Raw genomic sequence first — 17,432 nt, forward strand, 5'->3', positions numbered from 1 at the left:
CACAAGAGAGGACGAAACCGATGAAGTACATGATCCTTTCGTACGCGTCCCAGCAGGACTACGACGCCATGTCAGGCAAGGAGACGCCCCGGGCCGTCTGGACGCCCGAGGACCTGGCGGCCATGAGCCAGTTCATGGAGACCGTCAACAAGGAGCTGGAGGAGTCCGGCGAGCTGGTCGAGACCCGGGGCCTGGCCGCCCCGGTGCACACCCGCAGGGTCGGCGCCCGCGACGGGGTCCCGTTCGTCACCGACGGGCCCTATGCCGAGACCCAGGAGGTGCTGGCCGGCTACTGGGTCGTGGAGTGCGCGAGCTTCGACCGGGCCACCGAGATCGCCGCCCGCCTGGGCCAGTGCCCCTACCCGGGCAACGCCTATGACGACGCCTACGCCGACATCCGGCCCATGATCGAGTCGTCCGAGGACCTGGGGTTCTGATCGACGGCTTCGCGGGCGAGGACCTGCTGCGCGAGCTGGCGCCGCAGGTCCTCGGCGCGGTCGTACGCCGTTACGGGCACTTCGCCACCGCCGAGGACGCCGTGCAGGAGGCGCTGCTCGCGGCCGCCCTGCAGTGGCCGGAGCAGGGCGTTCCGGACGATCCGCGGGCCTGGCTCATCACGGTGGCCGCCCGGCGGCTGACCGACCTGCTCCGCGCCGAGCAGGCCCGCCGGCGCCGCGAGGACACCGTCGCGTCCTGGACGCTGCCGGCCGACTGGCTCGCACCAGGCGCCGACCAGCCGGACGCCGCCTCGGACGACACGCTCATCCTGCTGTTCATGTGCTGCCACCCGTCGCTGACGCCGCCCTCGCAGATCGCGCTCACGCTGCGGGCGGTGGGCGGCCTGACCACCGCGGAGATCGCCCGCGCGTTCCTGGTGCCCGAGGCCACGATGACCAGGCGCATCACCCGCGCCAAGCAGCGCGTCAAGGACAGCGGCCTGCCCTTCCGGCTGCCGCGCGGGCCCGAGCGCGCGCAGCGGCTCGGCGCGGTGCTGCACGTGCTGTACCTGATCTTCAACGAGGGGTACGCCAGCACCTCCGGCCCCGACCTCCATCGCGCGGAGCTGACGTCGGAGGCCATCAGGCTGGCCCGCCTGGTGCACCGGCTGCTGCCCGGCGACGCCGAGGTGGCCGGGCTGCTGGCCCTCATGCTGCTCACCGACGCGCGGCGCCCGGCGCGTACCGGGCCGGACGGCGCCCTGATCCCGATGGCCGAGCAGGATCGCGGCCGGTGGAACGCCGCCTTCATCGCCGAGGGCGTCGAGCTCGTCACCGGGGCGCTCTCCCGGGGGACGCCGGAGCCGTACCAGCTCCAGGCGGCCATCGCGGCCGTGCACGACGAGGCGCCCACGGCGGAGGAGACCGACTGGCCGCAGATCACCGCGCTGTACGAGCTGCTGATGCGGCTCTCCGACAATCCCATGGTGGCGCTCAACCACGCCGTCGCCGTGGCCATGGCCCGCGGCCCCGAGGCGGGTCTCGGCCTGCTCGAACGGCTCGGGCACGACGACCGGCTGGCCGGCGACCACCGCCTGCACGCCGTCCGCGCGCACCTGCTGGAGATGTCCGGCGACCACGCGGGCGCCCGCCACGCCTACGAGGAGGCCGCCGGTCGCGCCATGAGCTTCCCCCAGCAGCGTTACCTCCACGCCAGAGCGGCCCGCCTGAAGGAATGACACGGGCTCGCATCACCGGAGGAGTTGACGGAGTGAGTACTCACTCCGTACTCTCGAAGGCATGACGGACATCCAAAGCCGGCGGCGAGCGCCGGCGATGAGCCCGGAGCAGCGTCGCGAGATGATCGTCCGCGCGGCCCTGCCCCTCGTGGTCGAATACGGCACCTCGGTCACCACCGCACAGGTCGCCCGTGCGGCGGGCATCGGCGAGGGCACGATCTTCCGCGCCTTCGGCGACAAGGAGGCGCTGCTGGCCGCCTGCATGGCGGAGGCGGTGCGACCGGACGACACGCTCGCCCACGTGGCCGCGATCTCCCTGGAGTTGCCGCTGGCCGAGCGCCTGATCGAGGCGACGGAGGCCCTGCGCGGCTACCTGGCCAGGATGGGCGCGATCGCCGGCGCCCTGGCGGCCTCCGGCGGCCTGCGGCGCGAGGTCCCCCAGGGCGGCGGCGACACCCGCCGCGCGGCCCCCTCCGGGCGGGAGGAGTCGATGGCGGCCACCCGGGAGGTGCTGGTGGGCCTGTTCGAGCCCGAGCGTGACTCCCTCAGGCTGGCCCCCGAGCGGCTCGCCGAGGCGTTCCAGTTCCTGACCATGGCGTCGGGCCGGGGCGCGTCCCCGCTGACCTCGGCCGAACTGGTCGACCTGTTCCTGAACGGCGCGCTCGAGGATGCCACAGGGACTCACGGGAAATAATCGGCCGCGGCGGGGAATGCGGGGCCCGCAAGTGTGGTTACATACATCGTGGCCGGTGTGCCCAGTGTCCCCGGGCCTCACCTATTGCCTTCGCGGACTACCGTTCGGCTGGAGCCGCGTTGTGCCTTTCGCCGAGAGGCGACACGCACACCGGTACGCACTCGTAGAGCGCCCGCTCTCCCCGGAGGGCGGGCGCTCACGTGTGTGTCAGGACCCCCCGTAGTACGGATCCGTGACGCCTCCCGGCGAGGCCATCGCCTCGGTGTCGACCCCGGTCAGCCGCGCGCCCGCCTGATAGGCGCTGTCCAGGAACTCCAGCACGGCGCCCACGGGATCCTCCATGACCCGCACGTCGTCGTAGCGCAGCACCGCCAGATGGCTGCCGCGCGCCGCCATCCACTCGGCCTGCGCGGGGCGCAGCGGCTCCCGTTCCAGCCCGGCCGGCTCGGGCGCGGTGTAGGAGTAGAACGCCGGCCACGGGCGTTCCTTGTCGCCGAACCAGAACCCCGAGCTGATGACCTCCCAGCTGTAGGCCTCCCGCGTGACCGGATCGGTGGCGGGTGAGACCTTCACCACGCGCCCGGTGAACCGGGTGACCGCGATGTCGAACGTGTGCCAGAAGTGGTGCACCGGGCTCGTCTTGCCGGCGAAGTCGGAGGCGAAGCGGTCGAGGAGTTGCACCACCTGCGACAGGATCCGCCAGTAGCGGTTGATGAGCACCGGGTCGTAGCGCGCGTGCAGGGTGTCGTCCGCGAACGGCGTGTCGTCGCCCAGGTCGAACGGCACCGCCCAGATCTCGGGCCGGATGCCCAGCCCGGCCAGGGTCTCGAACAGCCGGTCGTGGAACGAGGCCACCGACCTGCCGATCAAGCTGAACTCCGCGCTGCGCCCGTCGAACACGTCCACCACCAGTCGATGGCGTACGAGGTCGAAGTCCACGCAGAACAGCGGCTGCTCACCCAGGCCGCCCATCGGGCGCGTGGTGAGCCCTCGTCCGGTCGGGTGGAAGGGAACCTGCCACCAGTGGTTGCGCCGGTTGCTCGACGCCAGCCGGATCTTCCCGACGATCTGCGCGAATCGGTGAAAGGTCTCTTTGGCTTCCGTCCACTCCGCGAGCGGCATGGCCGGGAACAGCTCCATGACGGCCCCCTCCGATTTGAGAGCGTTTCTCCGCAATCGTAACTACTCTCAGTATTTGACCAGCTCACAGGGGGTCGCGGGAGATACACTTCGGGCTCGAAGCGCGGTTCGAGCCGAGGAGCCAGGGGTCGTGGAGGACACGTTGATCGACATCGGCGAGGTGGCCAGGCAGAGCGGGCTCGCCGCGTCAGCCCTGCGGTTCTACGAGCGCAAGGGCCTGATCGAGGCCGAGGGGCGCAACGGGTTGCGGCGGGCGTACCGGCCGGAGACGCTCGACCGGCTGGCGCTGATCGCCTGCGCCCGCGACGCCGGGTTCACGCTGTCGGAGATCGCGGAGTTCCTGCGGGCGCGGCCGTCCGACGAGAGGCTGCGCGAGCGCATGGCCGACAAGGAGCGCGAGGTGGCCATGCGGGTCGCGCAGCTCACCCGGCTGCGTGACAGCCTGCGTCACGCGGCCGTGTGCGAGCACGACCCGCTGGTCGAATGCCCCGAGTTCAAGCGGGTCGTCACCCGGAGCTGACATATTTCCTGGGCCGCAGCGCGTGGGCGCGCAGCGCCGCCAGGGCCGCGAGCTGGCCCGAGCGGTCCATCCGCACCGCCAGCTCGTCACTGAACGCCAGCCCCAGGGCCGTGAGCTGGGCCACCAGATCGGCCACCGGCGCGGCGACGTCATCGACGGTCCTGGCCGGATGCCAGCCCTCGCCGCCCACCACCTCGGCCACCCGCTCGCGCAGCTCGCCCGGCGACATCAGCGTGCCGTCGGCGAGCAGCATGAGCGCGGCCTCCCTGGCCGACACCTCGAAGTCGTGCTCGCCCCTGGCCAGCAGCAGCCGGGTGACCGCCCGCCACATGGCCTTGGGCGACTTGAGCAGCCGCTTTCCGTAGTCGGTGATCACCAGCTTGGCGCCGTCGCGGCTGATCGCGCCCAGCTCGCGCTCGGCCAGATCACGCAGCCTGAGCGCCTCGGGCGAGGGCGCCAGCCGCAGCGGCAGGCTCTCCCCGGAGGCGGCCAGGGACAGCAGCCGGTGCAGCGCGGGCAGCGGCTGGGGAGTGACGGGAGCGTGCAGGCGCACCTCGAACGGCTGGGCCAGCTCCCGCCTGGCCGGGCCGCGGCCCAGCACCCAGCGGTTGAGCCGCTCGCCGTGCACCCGGTTGAGCCAGCTGTCGCCGCCCAGCTCGGAGCGGGGCTCGGTCAGCCAGCGACGGGTCAGGGCGGTCCGGTCCACGCTCTCGCCGGCCACGATCGCCAGCTCGAGCGCGGCGGAGCAGGCGATGTGCGCGCCCAGCTCCTCGGGCCCCATGATCATGCTCCACTGAAGCTCCGGCACATCGGGCGGGAGCACACCCGTGGCCTCGAGCGCCTGCTGATAGGCGCTGGTGCCCGCCTCCTCGCCCTCACGGGCGTAGGTACGCAGGATCTGTGCGGTCGTGGGCGAGACGCACAGGGCGGCGTACCGCTCCATGCCGCCCAGTTGGAGCAGCCGTCCCAGGGAACGTGCCAGACGCTCATGGTCGCCATCGGCCTTGAGCGGCCCTACTTTGATCGGCAACGTGTACCAGAGGAACTCGCAGACGTCGAGCTGGGTCACCGTCTCCAGCGGTTCCCCACCCGTCAACCATTCGACGGCGGTCCTGGCCTCCTCGGCCAGGTCCGGCTGAGATCGCTCCAACTCGGCGAGAAGGGCGGTGACATCCGGTGCACTCATGCCTCGAAGTTTGCCGTATCGACCCCGGGCCTGACGATGACCGAATCCGGTGCGTATTGGGTCTTGCACAGCAACTACCTTAAGAAACCGATCATATCCACCGTTTCTCAAACAACATGCGCGCCTTCCACTCCACGTACGGGATCAACTCGGCGGACAGAACGGGATGCAACCACCAGAAGTTGATGAGCGCCAGCAGGGCGAAGGCGCCGACGACGGCGGCCCCCACAGTGCGCCGCACCGGCGTGGTGCCCGCGGCCGTCGGGGTCGAGGACCCTATCAGCAGCCCGGCGCACAGCGTGATGGCCAGCACCATGAACGGCACCATCGGGATGGCGTAGAACAGGAACATCGTGCGGTTGTCGGCGATGGCGAAGTAGAACCACGGCAGCCAGCCCATGGCGTAGGCCAGCAGCACGGCCCCGGCCCGCCAGTCGCGTGAGGAGACGTACCAGGCGATGAGGGCCACCAGCGCGGCCACCGCGCCGAACCAGATCACCGGCGTGCCCACCCCGAGGACCGCCTCGGAGCAGTCCTTGACGCCGCAGAGCTCCTGCCGGCCCTCGTACCAGAAGGCGACGGGACGCAGCAGCAGCGGCCACTGCCACGGCTCGGACATGTAGGGGTGCGAGGTCTCCAGGCCGCTGTGGAAGGTGAACACCTGCCACTGGTAGTGGATCCACGACCGCATCGAGTCGAACGCGAAGAAGAACGGGTTGCCCGCCGAGGTGGCCTGGTCCCAGTTGCGGCCGTAGCCGGTGGCGGTGGCGAACCAGCCCGCCCAGGTGGCCATGTAGGCCACGAACGGCACGATCGCGAACGCCACGATCCCCTGGGGCACGTCCTTGTTGAACGCCCCCAGGTACGGCTGGCGCAGCCCCACCGCGCGCCGGGCCCCGAAGTCCCACAGCAGCGACATGATGGCGAACGCCACCGCGAACGCCAGCCCCGACCACTTGACCGACATCGAGAAGGCCAGGCACACCCCGGCCCCGATCCGCCACCACCGGATGCCCAGCGATGGCCCCTGCGGCGAGATCGGCGAGCTCTCGTACCAGGTGACCAGCCGTTCGCGCGCCTGGTCGCGGTCCACCACCAGACAGGCGAACGCCGCCAGCACCCAGAACATCAGGAAGATGTCCAGCAGCGCCGTGCGCGAGAGCACGTAGTGCAGGCCGTCGAGCGCCAGCAACAGGCCCGCGAAGCAGCCGAGCAGCGTCGAGCGGGTCATCCGGCGGGCGACCCTGGCCAGGACGAGGATGGACAGCGTGCCGATCACCGCCGCGGCGAAGCGCCAGCCGAACGGGTTGAGCCCGAACAACCACTCGCCGAAGCCGATCATCCACTTGCCCAGCGGCGGGTGGACGACGTAGGAGGCGCACTTGTCGAGGTCCTGAGGGGTGCACTGCTGCCAGATGTTGAGGTTGTTCGCGAGGATCGCCTTGTCGGCGTCCTTGATCGTCACCCGCTCGACACCCCAGGTGATCAGCGAGTAGCCGTCCTTCATGTAGTACGTCTCGTCGAACACCACGGCCTTGGGATGGCCGAGCTGGATGAAACGCAGGACCCCGCCGAACAGGGTGACGAGCAACGGCCCGACCCACCCCCACAGCACGCTGCCGCGCATGGGCGGTATGACCCGATCGCGTACGGACCGCGTCTGAGGCTGGCTCTCGCCGGCCTCCGAGCTCTCGTAGGCCTGGTACGGGGAATCGGTCACCGCCATTCGGACATCGTACGGGCCCCAGAGCGGTGGTTACCCAAGAAACACGGTCTAATTGGGATGCCCTGCCACAATGGTCAGGTGACGGTGAACGGCAGGTTGGTGCTGGCAGGAGCCCCCATAGGCCAGGCGGGAGACGTCTCGCCGCGGCTGCGCGAGGTGCTCGGGAGCGCCGACGTCGTGGCGGCCGAGGACACGAGGAGGCTGCGCAGGCTCGCGGCCGACCTCGACGTGGAGATCAAGGGGCGCGTCGTCTCCTACTACGACCAGAACGAGGTGGGCCGGGCCCAGGAGCTCGTCGAGATCCTCAAGGACGGCCGCACGGTCGTCGTCATCACGGACGCGGGCATGCCGGGCGTGTCGGACCCCGGCTACCGCCTGACGCACCTCGCGGTCGAGGCCGGCATCACGGTCACCGCGCTGCCGGGGCCGAGCGCCGTGACCACCGCCCTGGCCGTGTCCGGGCTGGCCAGCGACCGGTTCTGCTTCGAGGGCTTCCCGCCGCGCAAATCCGGCGACCGCGCCCGCCGCCTGGCCGCGCTGGCGGACGAGGAGCGCACGATGGTGTTCTTCGAGTCGCCGCACCGGCTGGCGGCCTGCCTCGAGGCCATGGCCGAGGCGTTCGGCCCCGACCGGCGGGCCGCGGTGTGCCGGGAGCTGACCAAGACCTACGAGGAGGTGCGCAGGGGCGGGCTCGGCGAGCTGGCCGCCTGGGCGGCGGAGGGCGTCAAGGGCGAGATCACGATCGTGATCGCCGGCCACGTGCCGGGTGAGACGGAGCTCGACCTCGACGCGCTGGTGGCCGAGGTGGACCGCAGGGTGGCCGAGGGCGCGCAACGCAAGCTGGCGATCGCCGACGTGGCCAAGGGCGCGGGGATGCCCAAACGAGAGCTGTACGACCTGGTTCACAGGAGATCTGCCACGCCATAGGGTGCGCAACGTGAGCAATTGGGGGGCGCCGGCGCGGCGCCTGGTCCCGCCCATGCAGGACTCACCCCTCGTGGGCTGGTCGGGGCCGATCGCCATCGCGATCTTCGGCGGCCTGCTGCGCTTCGTCAGGCTCGGCGAGCCCAAGGCCGTCGTGTTCGACGAGACGTACTACGTCAAGGACGCCTACTCGCTGCTCACCCACGGCGTCGAGCGCACGATGCTGGGCGACGCCAAGAACCCCATCGCCGACCAGCGCCTGCTCACCGAGAACCTGGACATCTTCAAGCAGTGCCCGCAGCCGGCCGACTGCGCCTCGTTCGTGGCGCACCCGCCGCTGGGCAAGTGGATGATCGCGGCGGGCGAGTGGCTGTTCGGGATGACCCCGTTCGGCTGGCGCTTCGCCGCGGCGGTGGTCGGCACGCTGTCCATCCTCGTCCTGGCCAGGGTCGCCCGCCGGATGACCCGCTCGACGCTGCTCGGCTGCCTCGCGGGCCTGCTGCTGGCGCTCGACGGCCTGCACCTGGTCCTGTCGCGCACGGCGCTGCTGGACATCTTCCTGATGTTCTGGGTGCTGGCGGGGTTCGCCTGCCTGGTGGCCGACCGGGACCAGGCCCGCGCACGGCTCGTCGCCTGGTACGAGAGCGCGTCCCATACCGGGACGGGCCCCCGGCTCGGGTTCCGGGCGTGGCGGATCGGGGCCGGGCTGTGCCTGGGGGCCGCGTGCGCGGTCAAGTGGTCGGGGATCTTCTTCCTCGTCGCGTTCGCCGTCATGTCGCTGCTGTGGGACATGGGGGCCAGGCGGGCGCTGGGGCTGCGGGAGCCGTACCGGGGGGCGCTATCGTACGACCTGCCCGGCGGATTCGCGGCGCTGGGCGTCGTGCCCGCCGTGACCTTCCTCACCTCGTGGACCGGCTGGTTCGTCACGGCGGGCGGCTGGGGGCGCAACTGGGACCAGGCCACCTCGTCGGGGCCGGTGTTCTTCGTGGTCGACTCGGTGCGGTCGTGGCTGGGCTACCAGTCGCAGGTGCTCGGCTATCACAGCGGCCTGGACAGCTATCACCAGTACATGTCGGAGCCCTGGCAGTGGCCGCTGCTGGTGCGGCCGGTCTCCTTCTACTACCCGGTGGACCTGCCGCCCTCGGCGTGCGGGGCCGACAAGTGCTCACAGGCCGTGCTCGGGGTCGGCACCCCGGCCCTCTGGTACGGCGCCGTCCTCGCCCTGTTAGGCCTCATCGCCTGGTACGTCTCCTCCCGCGACTGGCGGGCCGGGGCCGTGCTGCTGGCGTTCGCGGCCGGCTGGCTGCCCTGGTTCTACTACGCCCTGGCCGACAACCGCACGATGTACCTGTTCTACATGATCCCCGTCGTGCCGTTCATGGTGCTGGCGATCGTGCTCATGGCGGGGCTGACGATCGGCAGGCAGGACGCCCCGGCCACCCGGCGGGCCGTCGGGGCGGGGGTCGTGGGGGCGTACGCGCTCGTCGTGCTGATCAACTTCTGGTGGCTCTATCCCGTGCTCGCCGCCGAGGTGATCACGCAGGCACAGTGGTGGGCTCGGATGCTGATGCGTTCTTGGGTGACCGCCGCCCCCAAGTGACGCCCCTGCGCAGCGTGATCGCCGCCGCGACGCAGGCCAGCGGCACGGCCGGAAGCACATAGCGGTAGTCGAACTCCGCCGTCGCCGCCGGGGCCAGCAGCAGGCCGACCGCGCCCAGCCAGGGCAGCACCACCGGGCCGCCGAACGTGCGCCAGCGCACCACCACGCCGTACAGGCCGATCAGCAGGATGCCGCCCAGCATGATGCCGCGCAGGTAGAACACCTTCTGGTAGCCGCTCATGATGTCGGCCCACGGGTGCACGATCCGCGTCTCGGGCGGGCCCTGCTCGTAGCTGAACGCGTCGGTGTCGGTCCGGCCGCCCGCGTAGGAGGACCACTTCGGCAGCCGCTTGGGCTGGCCGTTCTCGTCGAGCTGCTCGTACGGCTTGAACTCGTACATCAGGTAGGTCGGCTCGTCCGGGAAACGCGGCCGCGACCAGTGGAACGAGCGGAAGAAGTCACGCGCGACCACGCGCAGGTAGTCGCCGGGCTGCGACAGGATGGCCCGCGTCGCGAACTTGCTCGCGGCGTCGTTGGTGATCTCGCTCCACTTCTTGTTGACGCCCCACCGGTGTAGCACCTCCCCGGTGCCCGTGCCGTTGCCGTTGCCCTGCCCCCACAGGTACCACTGCGCGTGGTCCTTGCGCTGGTCGATGGGGTCGGTGATGCACAGCAGCAGGAGCTGGACCTCTTTGTACTTGTCGATGTCCATCTTGTTGCAGTCGGCGAAGATGGCCGTGCGCATGTAGAGGATCAGGCCGTCGCTGTTGGTCATCGCGAACTTGCCGTACGCGGAGGCGAACCACCCCATGTACGCCATCACCGGAATCGCGCAGGCGGTGACGACGGCCACGATCGGGCGCCAGCCGGTCCGCTTGACCAGCAGATAGAGCACCACGAGCGCCAGGATGGGCAGGCCGATCGAGCGCGTCAGCCACGTCAGCGCCAGCAGCAGGCCGACGACCGCGCCCGCCTTCCACGTCAGCCGCCGCTTCCACAGCACCATCGTGATCACACCGACCACGAGCAGCAGGAACAGGGTGTCGGACATCACCATCTGCTCGAGCTGGATCTGGTAGGCGTCGAACAGCACCGGCGCCGCCGCCAGCGTGGCCCCCCACTTCGGCAGCCGGAACTTGATCCGCAAAAGCGCGTAGATCAGGCAGGCGGTGGCCAGACCCATGAGATGCTGGGTGAAGGTCAACAGCGTGAAGCTGTGAAACGGCTTGAGCAGCATCAGCCAGAAGCTGTAGCCGTCGGGCCTGATCGGGTGCGGCCGCGGGTGCAGCGACACCGAGACATACTCGTAGGAGTCGTTGAACCACATGGCCGGGCCGTAGCCGAGCATGGTGATGAGCCGCAGCACGGCGCCCACGCCGAAGGCCGCGGCGAACACCCGATGCCTGCGCAGCATGGACAGCGCGCGCGCTGCCCGGCCAGGAGCGGAGTGGTCCACAGGGGTAATCTCCGCGACGCTCACCATGCTGTAAAGAATGCCAGTCGTTTTCAGGTCTGTGCCCGAGCATGGTCGGGCACAGGGCATGATGGTTCACTGGAAGAGCCTTAACTGAAGGGTAGACACGTGGAACTGACGGTGGTCATGCCCTGCCTCAATGAGGCGGAGACCGTGGAAGTCTGTGTACGCAAGGCCGTGGCGTGCATGGAGGAGCACGGCATCGAGGGCGAGGTCCTGATCGCCGACAACGGCAGCACGGACGGCTCGCAGCAGCTCGCCCGCGACGCCGGCGCCCGCGTGGTCCATGTCGATGAGAAGGGTTACGGCAACGCCCTCATCGGCGGCATCAGGGCGGCCCGCGGCAAATACGTCATCATGGGCGACGCCGACGACTCCTATGACTTCACCGCGCTGCTGCCGTTCGTCGAGCAGCTCCGCGACGGTGCCGACCTGGTGATGGGCAACCGCTTCAGGGGCGGCATCTCCCCGGGCGCCATGCCCCCGCTGCACCGCTACCTGGGCAACCCGGTGCTGTCGTTCATCGGGCGGCTGTTCTTCCCCTCGGCGATCAAGGACTTCCACTGCGGGCTGCGCGGCTTCCGCCGCGACTCGATCCTGAAGCTGCAACTGCAGACGGGCGGCATGGAGTTCGCTTCGGAGATGGTCGTCCGCTCCACGCTGGCGGGCCTCGACGTGCGCGAGGTGCCCACGACGCTCTCGCCCGACGGCCGCTCCCGCCCGCCGCACCTGCGCTCCTGGCGCGACGGCTGGCGCCACCTGCGCTTCCTGCTCCTCTACAGCCCGAAGTGGCTGTTCTTCTACCCCGGCCTGGTCATGATGCTGATCGGCGCCGTGGCCGGCACGGCGCTGACGTTCGGCCCGGTGGAGATCGGGGAGCTGGCCTTCGACGTCGACACCCTGGTGGGCGCCTCGGCGATGGTGGTGATCGGCTTCCAGGCGGCCCTGTTCGCGGTCTTCACGAAGGTCTACGCGGCCGAGGAGGGCTTCCTGCCGGAGTCGCCACGCATCCGCCGCCTCGTCGACATCATCACCCTGGAGAAGGGGCTGGTGGTGGGCGGCCTGCTGGCGCTGGCCGGTCTGGTCGGCCTGGTGATGTCGCTGGTGCACTGGCAGGTGCGCAGCTTCGGCGAGCTCGACCCGCGCGAGTCGCTGCGCCTGGTGGTGCCGTCGGCGACGGCCCTCATCATGAGCTTCCAGACGATCTTCGCGGCGCTGTTCATCAGCATCCTGGGCATCCGCCGCACGCGGGAGACCCCGATCGACCACGCCGCCGCCGCGGCCGAGGAGGCCGCCGAGGCGCTCTCCCGCGAAGAGGCCAAGCGCTGACCGCCTGCTCAAGAGCCACGACCATCCTTCCTTTACGCGCTGCCGTGGCCGGCCACCCGCCGACACGGGCGCACGTCCTGGCTCCCCCCTCGCCGGAGTGCGGCGAGGGGGGAGCCACGGCGGCGCGTAACAAATGAATCTCTTCAACCCCGTAGGCTTGGAATCATGTCCCAGCACATCTTGACCGCCGTGGCGTGGCCGTATGCGAATGGCCCCCGGCATATCGGGCACGTTTCCGGGTTCGGCGTGCCGTCCGACGTCTTCAGCCGCTACCAGCGGATGGCGGGCAACAAGGTGCTGATGGTGTCCGGCACCGATGAGCACGGCACCCCCATCCAGGTGCAGGCCGACAAGGAGGGCGTGAGCGCCAGGGAGCTGGCCGACCGCTACAACCGCGTCATCGCCGAGGACCTCACCGGCCTCGGGCTCTCCTACGACCTGTTCACCCGGACCACGACGAACAACCACTACGCCGTCACGCAGGAGATCTTCAAGGGTCTCCATGACAACGGCTACATCTTCCCCAAGACCACGATGGGGGCGATCTCACCCTCCACCGGCCGCACCCTGCCCGACCGCTACATCGAGGGCACCTGCCCCATCTGCGGCTACGACGGCGCGCGCGGCGACCAGTGCGACAACTGCGGCAACCAGCTCGACCCGATCGAGCTCATCAACCCGAAGAGCCGCATCAACGGCGAGACGCCGGTGTTCGCCGAGACCGAGCACTTCATGCTCGACCTGCCCGCCTTCGCCGAGGTGCTCGGCACCTACCTGCAGTCCAAGCAGGGCGAGTGGCGGCCCAACGTGCTGAAGTTCGCGCTCAACCTGCTCGGCGACCTGCAGCCGCGGGCGATCAGCCGCGACCTCGACTGGGGCGTGCCGATCCCGCTCGACGGCTGGCGCGACCAGTCCAACAAGCGCCTCTACGTGTGGTTCGACGCGGTCATCGGCTACCTGTCGGCCTCCATCGAGTGGGCCAGGCGTTCGGGCGACCCCGACGCGTGGCGCCAGTGGTGGCAGAGCCCCGACGCCCGTGGCTACTACTTCATGGGCAAGGACAACATCGTCTTCCACGCCGAGATCTGGCCGGCGATGCTGTTCGGCTACAGCGGCATCGGCGCCCGCGACGGCTCGCCGGGCTCGCTCGGGGCGCTCAACGTGCCGTCCGAGGTGGTCTCCAGCGAGTTCCTGACGATGGAGGGCAAGAAGTTCTCCTCCTCCCGCCAGGTCGTCATCTACGTGCGCGACTTCCTCGCGCGCTACGACGCCGACGCGCTGCGCTACTACATCTCGGTCGCCGGCCCGGAAAACCAGGACACCGACTTCACCTGGCAGGAGTTCGTCAACCGCAACAACGGCGAACTGGTCGCGGCCTGGGGCAACCTGGTCAACCGGTCGATCTCGATGGCGGCCAAGAACTTCGGCGCCGTCCCGGAGGCCGGTGAGCTGACCGACGCCGACCGGGCGATGCTCGAGCGTTCGCGCAACACGTTCGCGCCGGTGGGGGCGGAGCTCGACCGCTCCCGCTTCAAGAACGCGATCACCGAGGCGTTCGACGTGGTCCGCGAGGCCAACAAATACCTGGCCGAGCAGGAGCCGTGGAAGCTCAAGGACGACCCGGAGCGGCAGAAGTCGATCCTGCACGTCGCCCTCCAGGTGGTCGACGACGCGAAGACGATGCTCACGCCGTTCCTGCCCGGCTCGTCCAACAAGGTCCACGCCATGCTCGGCGGCGAGGGCGTGTGGTCGGGCATGCCGGAGATCCGTGAGGTCGACGAGGACGGCGGGACCCCCTACCCGGTGATCACGGGTGAATATGACGGGGCGGCCCGCTGGGAGCACCGGCCGATCAAGCCGGGCACCCCGCTCGCCCCGCCCTCCCCGCTGTTCAAGAAGCTCGACCCGAAGGTCGTCGACGAAGAGCTGGCCCGGCTGGCCGACTGAGCCCGTAGTGCTTGAGGGCGATGGCCTCGGCGGTCTTCCCGACCGTCCTGGCCATCGCCTTTTCCATGACGGGCAGGCCATGGTCCGCCGTCCTTCGAACGATCGCGTCAGGCCACGTAGCGGGTCACGATCGTGATGATCTCCCGTTCGAGCGCCGCCGCGTCGAGGCCGGGCTCGTCCCCGGCGAAACGGTGGACGAGCGACTCCATCGTGGCCACGACGAACCGCGCCTGGCGTCCGTGGTCGCGCGGCGCCAGATCCGGGTCCGCGCGCAGGAGCCGCTCGACGGCGGCCACCGCCTCGCCTTCGGCCTGGTGAAAGCGGACGAGCACGTCCGGCGGACGCGGCGCCTGCTCGAACAGCACCTGGTGAAGCCGCGGGTCCTCGGCATGGACCCGCACGAGCGCCCGGGTCAGTTCCGGTAGCCACAGGCGCAGGGGCCGTGGCTCGGCCAGTACGGCCCGCACCGTTTCGGCCGTCTGCTCCAGGTGCGCCTGCGCGAGCACGACCAGGATCGCGTCCTTGTTCGGGAAGTACTGATAAAGCGATCCGATCGACAGCCCGGCCTCCTCGGCGATCCGGTCGGTGGTCCCGGAGGCGTAGCCGTGGCGCGCGAAAACGCGAGCCGCCGCCTGCTCGATGCGCCGGCGGGTCTGCCACGCACGCTGCTGTCGCGGCGTCTTCCTGGGGCGATAGGGGGAGCGGGCGGGGGGCACCGGCGACCTCCGTACACGAGTGCAAAAGCTGAGGAATCTCTCGTATTCTAGCCGCTCGCCAACAAACCCCCTGGAGGTATCACCGTGACCGTCCTCGACACCCGCCGGACTCCGCTCACCGCCGGAGCGCTGCCCTTCCTGCTGCCGTTCGGCGTCTACGTCCTGCACACGCTGGAGGAACTACAGGGGTTCGCCGCCTGGGCCACGCGGCACTTCGGGCCGGAGACCACGGGCATGTTCGCCGCGTACCACATCCCGCTGATGCTGCTGGTGCTGGCCTGCTCCTGGTACGCCATGCGTCAGGGCCGGCACGGCGCCTGGGTCGTGCTGACCACCGCGTTCCAGTGGCAGTTCGGCGTCAACGCGCTCTTCCACCTGAGCAGCTGGATCATCCTGGGCGAGTACTCGCCGGGAGCGGTCACCGCCGCCGTCGTGTCCATCCCGGCCACCGCGTTCTTCCTGACCTGGATTCGGCGCGAGGAGCGGGCGAGCGGCCGGGAGATCGCCGTGGCCCTGGTCCTCGGCACTCTCATCGCGGCAGGCGCGATCGGCTTCCTCTTCTTGTGAGCTCCCGCCGATCGCGGGGGCGTGGGAGACCTGCGACCGCGAACCGGGTGGACGCTACTTTAGAGGGCGTGACCAAGCTTCCCGCCGTGCCAGAGCCGCTCTCCGCACCCGTGTTCGACAGCCACTGCCACCTCGACATCATGGTCGGCAACCGGCAGGCGTCATCGGGCGACCCCGTGGCCCAGGCCGCGCAGGCGGCGTCGGCCAGCGTACGGAGCATCCTTGAGGACGCCAGGGCGGTCGGCGTGACGAGGCTGGTCACGATCGGCTACGACCTGGCCTCCTCGCGCTGGAACGCCGAGATGGCGGCCGGGCAGGAGGGCGTCTACGCCGGCGTGGCCATCCACCCCAACGAGGCCCACGAGGCCACTCCCGAGGTGCTGGCCGAGATCGAGGCCCTGGCCGGGCGGCCGGAGGTGCGGGCGGTGGGGGAGACGGGCCTCGACTACTACCGCGACTGGGCGAGTAAGGACGACCAGCACGCGAGTTTCCGGGCGCACATCGAGATCGCCAAGCGCACCGGCAAGGCGCTGGTCATCCACGACCGCGACGCCCACGACGACGTCCTGAAGGTGCTGGCGGCGGAGGGCGCGCCGGACAAGGTGGTGTTCCACAGCTTCTCGGGCGACGCCGAAATGGCGAAAAAGTGCGTTGAAGCTGGATATTTCATGTCGTTCTCCGGTCCTGTCACGTACAAGAACGCCGCCTACCTCCGCGAGGCGGCCGAGGTCGCGCCCGCCGAGCTCATGCTGGTCGAGACCGACGCCCCCTACCTGCCGCCGGTCCCGCACCGCGGCAAGCCCAACGCCCCCTACCTCATCCCGCTCACCCTGCGCTGCCTGGCCGAGGTCAAGAAGGTCCATCCGGATGAGTTGTGTGAGGCGATCAGTGCCAACGGAGTCACGGTCTTCGGCGCGTGGTGACCATCTTTTGGTGAACCGGTGGATGCGGGTGAGCGGGCGCCGCTAGCGTTCGGGCGGTCCTGCCCCCCACCGGAGGTGGTTCGTGCGAGGCAAGAGGCGTGCGCCGCGTCCGCCGATCCCGTGGCGTTCCAAGTGGACGCCGGCCGTGTTCCTGGCGGGCACGGTGGCCATCGGCGCGCTCGTTGCGGTGTCGTTCCGCGTCAAGGAGGTCGTCGTGGTCGTCGACGGCGAGCGCAGGCCGGTGCGCGGCTTCGCCGCGACCGTGCACGACGTGCTCGCCGACGCCGGGGTGTCGCTGGGCTTCGGCGACGTCGTACGCCCGTCCACCCAGGCGGCGGTGGTCGACGGGACCACGATCGAGGTGCACCGCGCCCGCCCGATCACGCTCACCCTCGACGGCCGCACCAGCAGGCACCTGGTCACCGCCACGAACGTGGGCGACGCCCTGGCCGAGCTCGACATCGCCCCGGCCGCCGGCCGCCTCTCCGCGCCGCGCGAGAACGCGGTGCCGCTGGAGGGGATGAAGCTGACGGTGTACACGAGGCGGAAGGTGTACGTGGTCGCGGGCACCACCCGGCTCACCTCGCGCACGACCGCCAGGACGGTACGCGAGGTGCTCAGGCAGAAGCGCATCGCGCTGCGCCGCGGCTACCAGGTGACCCCGCCGCTCGGCAGCTTCCCCGAGGACGGCACGGTCATCACGGTCACCCCGCCCCGAACCGTGGCGATCGATCCCGCCGTCGCCCGCCTCAACTGGCGCGGCCTGGCCGACTGCGAGTCCCATGGGAATCCGCAGGCCTACAACCAGGACGGGCCGTACTACGGGATGTACCAGTTCAGCATGCCCATGTGGCAGGCGGTGGGCGGCATGGACCTGCCGACCTCCTGGCCGGAGGAGGAGCAGACCTATCGGGCCCAGGTCCTCTACCAGCAGGTGGGCGGCAGGTGGCAGAGCCAGTGGCCGAACTGCGGTGCCCGCCTGTTCAGCCCCTGACCTGCCACGGTCTTCTT

At 70.0% G+C, this 17,432-nt stretch carries 16 protein-coding genes; 11 read left to right on the top strand and 5 right to left on the bottom strand.

Features of this window, described 5'->3' with window-relative positions; all coding sequences use genetic code 11:
- Positions 1–20: 20 nt before the first annotated feature.
- The 3 genes from AB0I15_RS11310 (at position 21) to AB0I15_RS11320 (ending at position 2,369) form a co-directional block, all read left to right on the top strand.
- Positions 21–437: a YciI family protein gene (locus AB0I15_RS11310; protein ID WP_358093148.1), complete on the top strand. Its 417-nt coding sequence runs from the start codon at positions 21–23 to the stop codon at positions 435–437.
- Positions 437–1,675: a sigma-70 family RNA polymerase sigma factor gene (locus tag AB0I15_RS11315; protein ID WP_358093651.1), complete on the top strand. Its 1,239-nt coding sequence runs from the start codon at positions 437–439 to the stop codon at positions 1,673–1,675. The genes AB0I15_RS11310 and AB0I15_RS11315 overlap by 1 nt, the downstream gene beginning before the upstream one ends.
- Before the next feature lie 61 nt (positions 1,676–1,736).
- Positions 1,737–2,369: a TetR/AcrR family transcriptional regulator gene (locus AB0I15_RS11320; protein ID WP_358093151.1), complete on the top strand. Its 633-nt coding sequence runs from the start codon at positions 1,737–1,739 to the stop codon at positions 2,367–2,369.
- 207 nt (positions 2,370–2,576) lie between these two features.
- Here the strand turns inward: AB0I15_RS11320 and AB0I15_RS11325 are convergent, their stop codons facing one another.
- On the bottom strand, positions 2,577–3,509 hold the full coding sequence (locus tag AB0I15_RS11325; protein WP_358093154.1) for a DUF5996 family protein: 933 nt from the start codon (positions 3,507–3,509) through the stop codon (positions 2,577–2,579).
- A gap of 130 nt (positions 3,510–3,639) precedes the next feature.
- Here AB0I15_RS11325 and AB0I15_RS11330 point away from each other — a divergent pair, with 130 nt between their 5' ends.
- The gene (locus tag AB0I15_RS11330) at positions 3,640–4,029 is read left to right on the top strand and encodes a MerR family transcriptional regulator (protein ID WP_358093157.1); all 390 of its coding nucleotides are present in this window, start codon (positions 3,640–3,642) and stop codon (positions 4,027–4,029) included.
- Here AB0I15_RS11330 and AB0I15_RS11335 read toward each other — a convergent pair.
- Both AB0I15_RS11335 and AB0I15_RS11340 read right to left on the bottom strand, forming a co-directional pair.
- Entirely contained in the window at positions 4,016–5,215 is a 1,200-nt protein-coding gene (locus AB0I15_RS11335; protein ID WP_358093160.1) for a hypothetical protein, read from the bottom strand. The genes AB0I15_RS11330 and AB0I15_RS11335 overlap by 14 nt on opposite strands.
- 91 nt (positions 5,216–5,306) lie before the next feature.
- Positions 5,307–6,941 (bottom strand): phospholipid carrier-dependent glycosyltransferase, encoded by a 1,635-nt coding sequence (locus tag AB0I15_RS11340; RefSeq protein ID WP_358093163.1) that lies wholly within the window; start codon positions 6,939–6,941, stop codon positions 5,307–5,309.
- A gap of 78 nt (positions 6,942–7,019) precedes the next feature.
- Here AB0I15_RS11340 and rsmI point away from each other — a divergent pair, with 78 nt between their 5' ends.
- Positions 7,020–7,868: a 16S rRNA (cytidine(1402)-2'-O)-methyltransferase gene (gene rsmI / locus AB0I15_RS11345; RefSeq protein ID WP_358093166.1), complete on the top strand. Its 849-nt coding sequence runs from the start codon at positions 7,020–7,022 to the stop codon at positions 7,866–7,868.
- Positions 7,869–7,878: 10 nt separating this feature from the next.
- The gene (locus AB0I15_RS11350) at positions 7,879–9,465 is read left to right on the top strand and encodes a phospholipid carrier-dependent glycosyltransferase (RefSeq protein WP_358093169.1); all 1,587 of its coding nucleotides are present in this window, start codon (positions 7,879–7,881) and stop codon (positions 9,463–9,465) included.
- On the opposite strand, the gene AB0I15_RS11355 is transcribed toward AB0I15_RS11350, so the two are convergent.
- A complete protein-coding gene (locus AB0I15_RS11355) occupies positions 9,401–10,921 on the bottom strand; it encodes a hypothetical protein (protein WP_358093172.1) in 1,521 nt (506 codons plus the stop codon). The genes AB0I15_RS11350 and AB0I15_RS11355 overlap by 65 nt on opposite strands.
- 126 nt (positions 10,922–11,047) lie before the next feature.
- Between AB0I15_RS11355 and AB0I15_RS11360 the strand changes: the two genes are divergently transcribed.
- Both AB0I15_RS11360 and metG read left to right on the top strand, forming a co-directional pair.
- Positions 11,048–12,268 (top strand): glycosyltransferase family 2 protein, encoded by a 1,221-nt coding sequence (locus tag AB0I15_RS11360; protein WP_358093175.1) that lies wholly within the window; start codon positions 11,048–11,050, stop codon positions 12,266–12,268.
- 165 nt (positions 12,269–12,433) lie between these two features.
- Entirely contained in the window at positions 12,434–14,215 is a 1,782-nt protein-coding gene (metG, locus tag AB0I15_RS11365; protein WP_358093178.1) for a methionine--tRNA ligase, read from the top strand.
- Between the two features lie 107 nt (positions 14,216–14,322).
- Here the strand turns inward: metG and AB0I15_RS11370 are convergent, their stop codons facing one another.
- Positions 14,323–14,931 (bottom strand): TetR/AcrR family transcriptional regulator, encoded by a 609-nt coding sequence (locus tag AB0I15_RS11370; protein WP_358093181.1) that lies wholly within the window; start codon positions 14,929–14,931, stop codon positions 14,323–14,325.
- Positions 14,932–15,015: 84 nt separating this feature from the next.
- Between AB0I15_RS11370 and AB0I15_RS11375 the strand changes: the two genes are divergently transcribed.
- From AB0I15_RS11375 to AB0I15_RS11385, 3 genes are all read left to right on the top strand, one after another.
- The gene (locus AB0I15_RS11375; protein WP_358093184.1) at positions 15,016–15,498 is read left to right on the top strand and encodes an HXXEE domain-containing protein; all 483 of its coding nucleotides are present in this window, start codon (positions 15,016–15,018) and stop codon (positions 15,496–15,498) included.
- 68 nt (positions 15,499–15,566) lie between these two features.
- Entirely contained in the window at positions 15,567–16,421 is an 855-nt protein-coding gene (locus AB0I15_RS11380) for a TatD family hydrolase (RefSeq protein WP_358093187.1), read from the top strand.
- 82 nt (positions 16,422–16,503) lie between these two features.
- Positions 16,504–17,415: a ubiquitin-like domain-containing protein gene (locus tag AB0I15_RS11385; RefSeq protein ID WP_358093190.1), complete on the top strand. Its 912-nt coding sequence runs from the start codon at positions 16,504–16,506 to the stop codon at positions 17,413–17,415.
- Positions 17,416–17,432: the final 17 nt, after the last annotated feature.

It is taken from the genome of Nonomuraea sp. NPDC050643, from assembly GCF_040654715.1.
In the GTDB taxonomy this organism is placed as follows: domain Bacteria; phylum Actinomycetota; class Actinomycetes; order Streptosporangiales; family Streptosporangiaceae; genus Nonomuraea.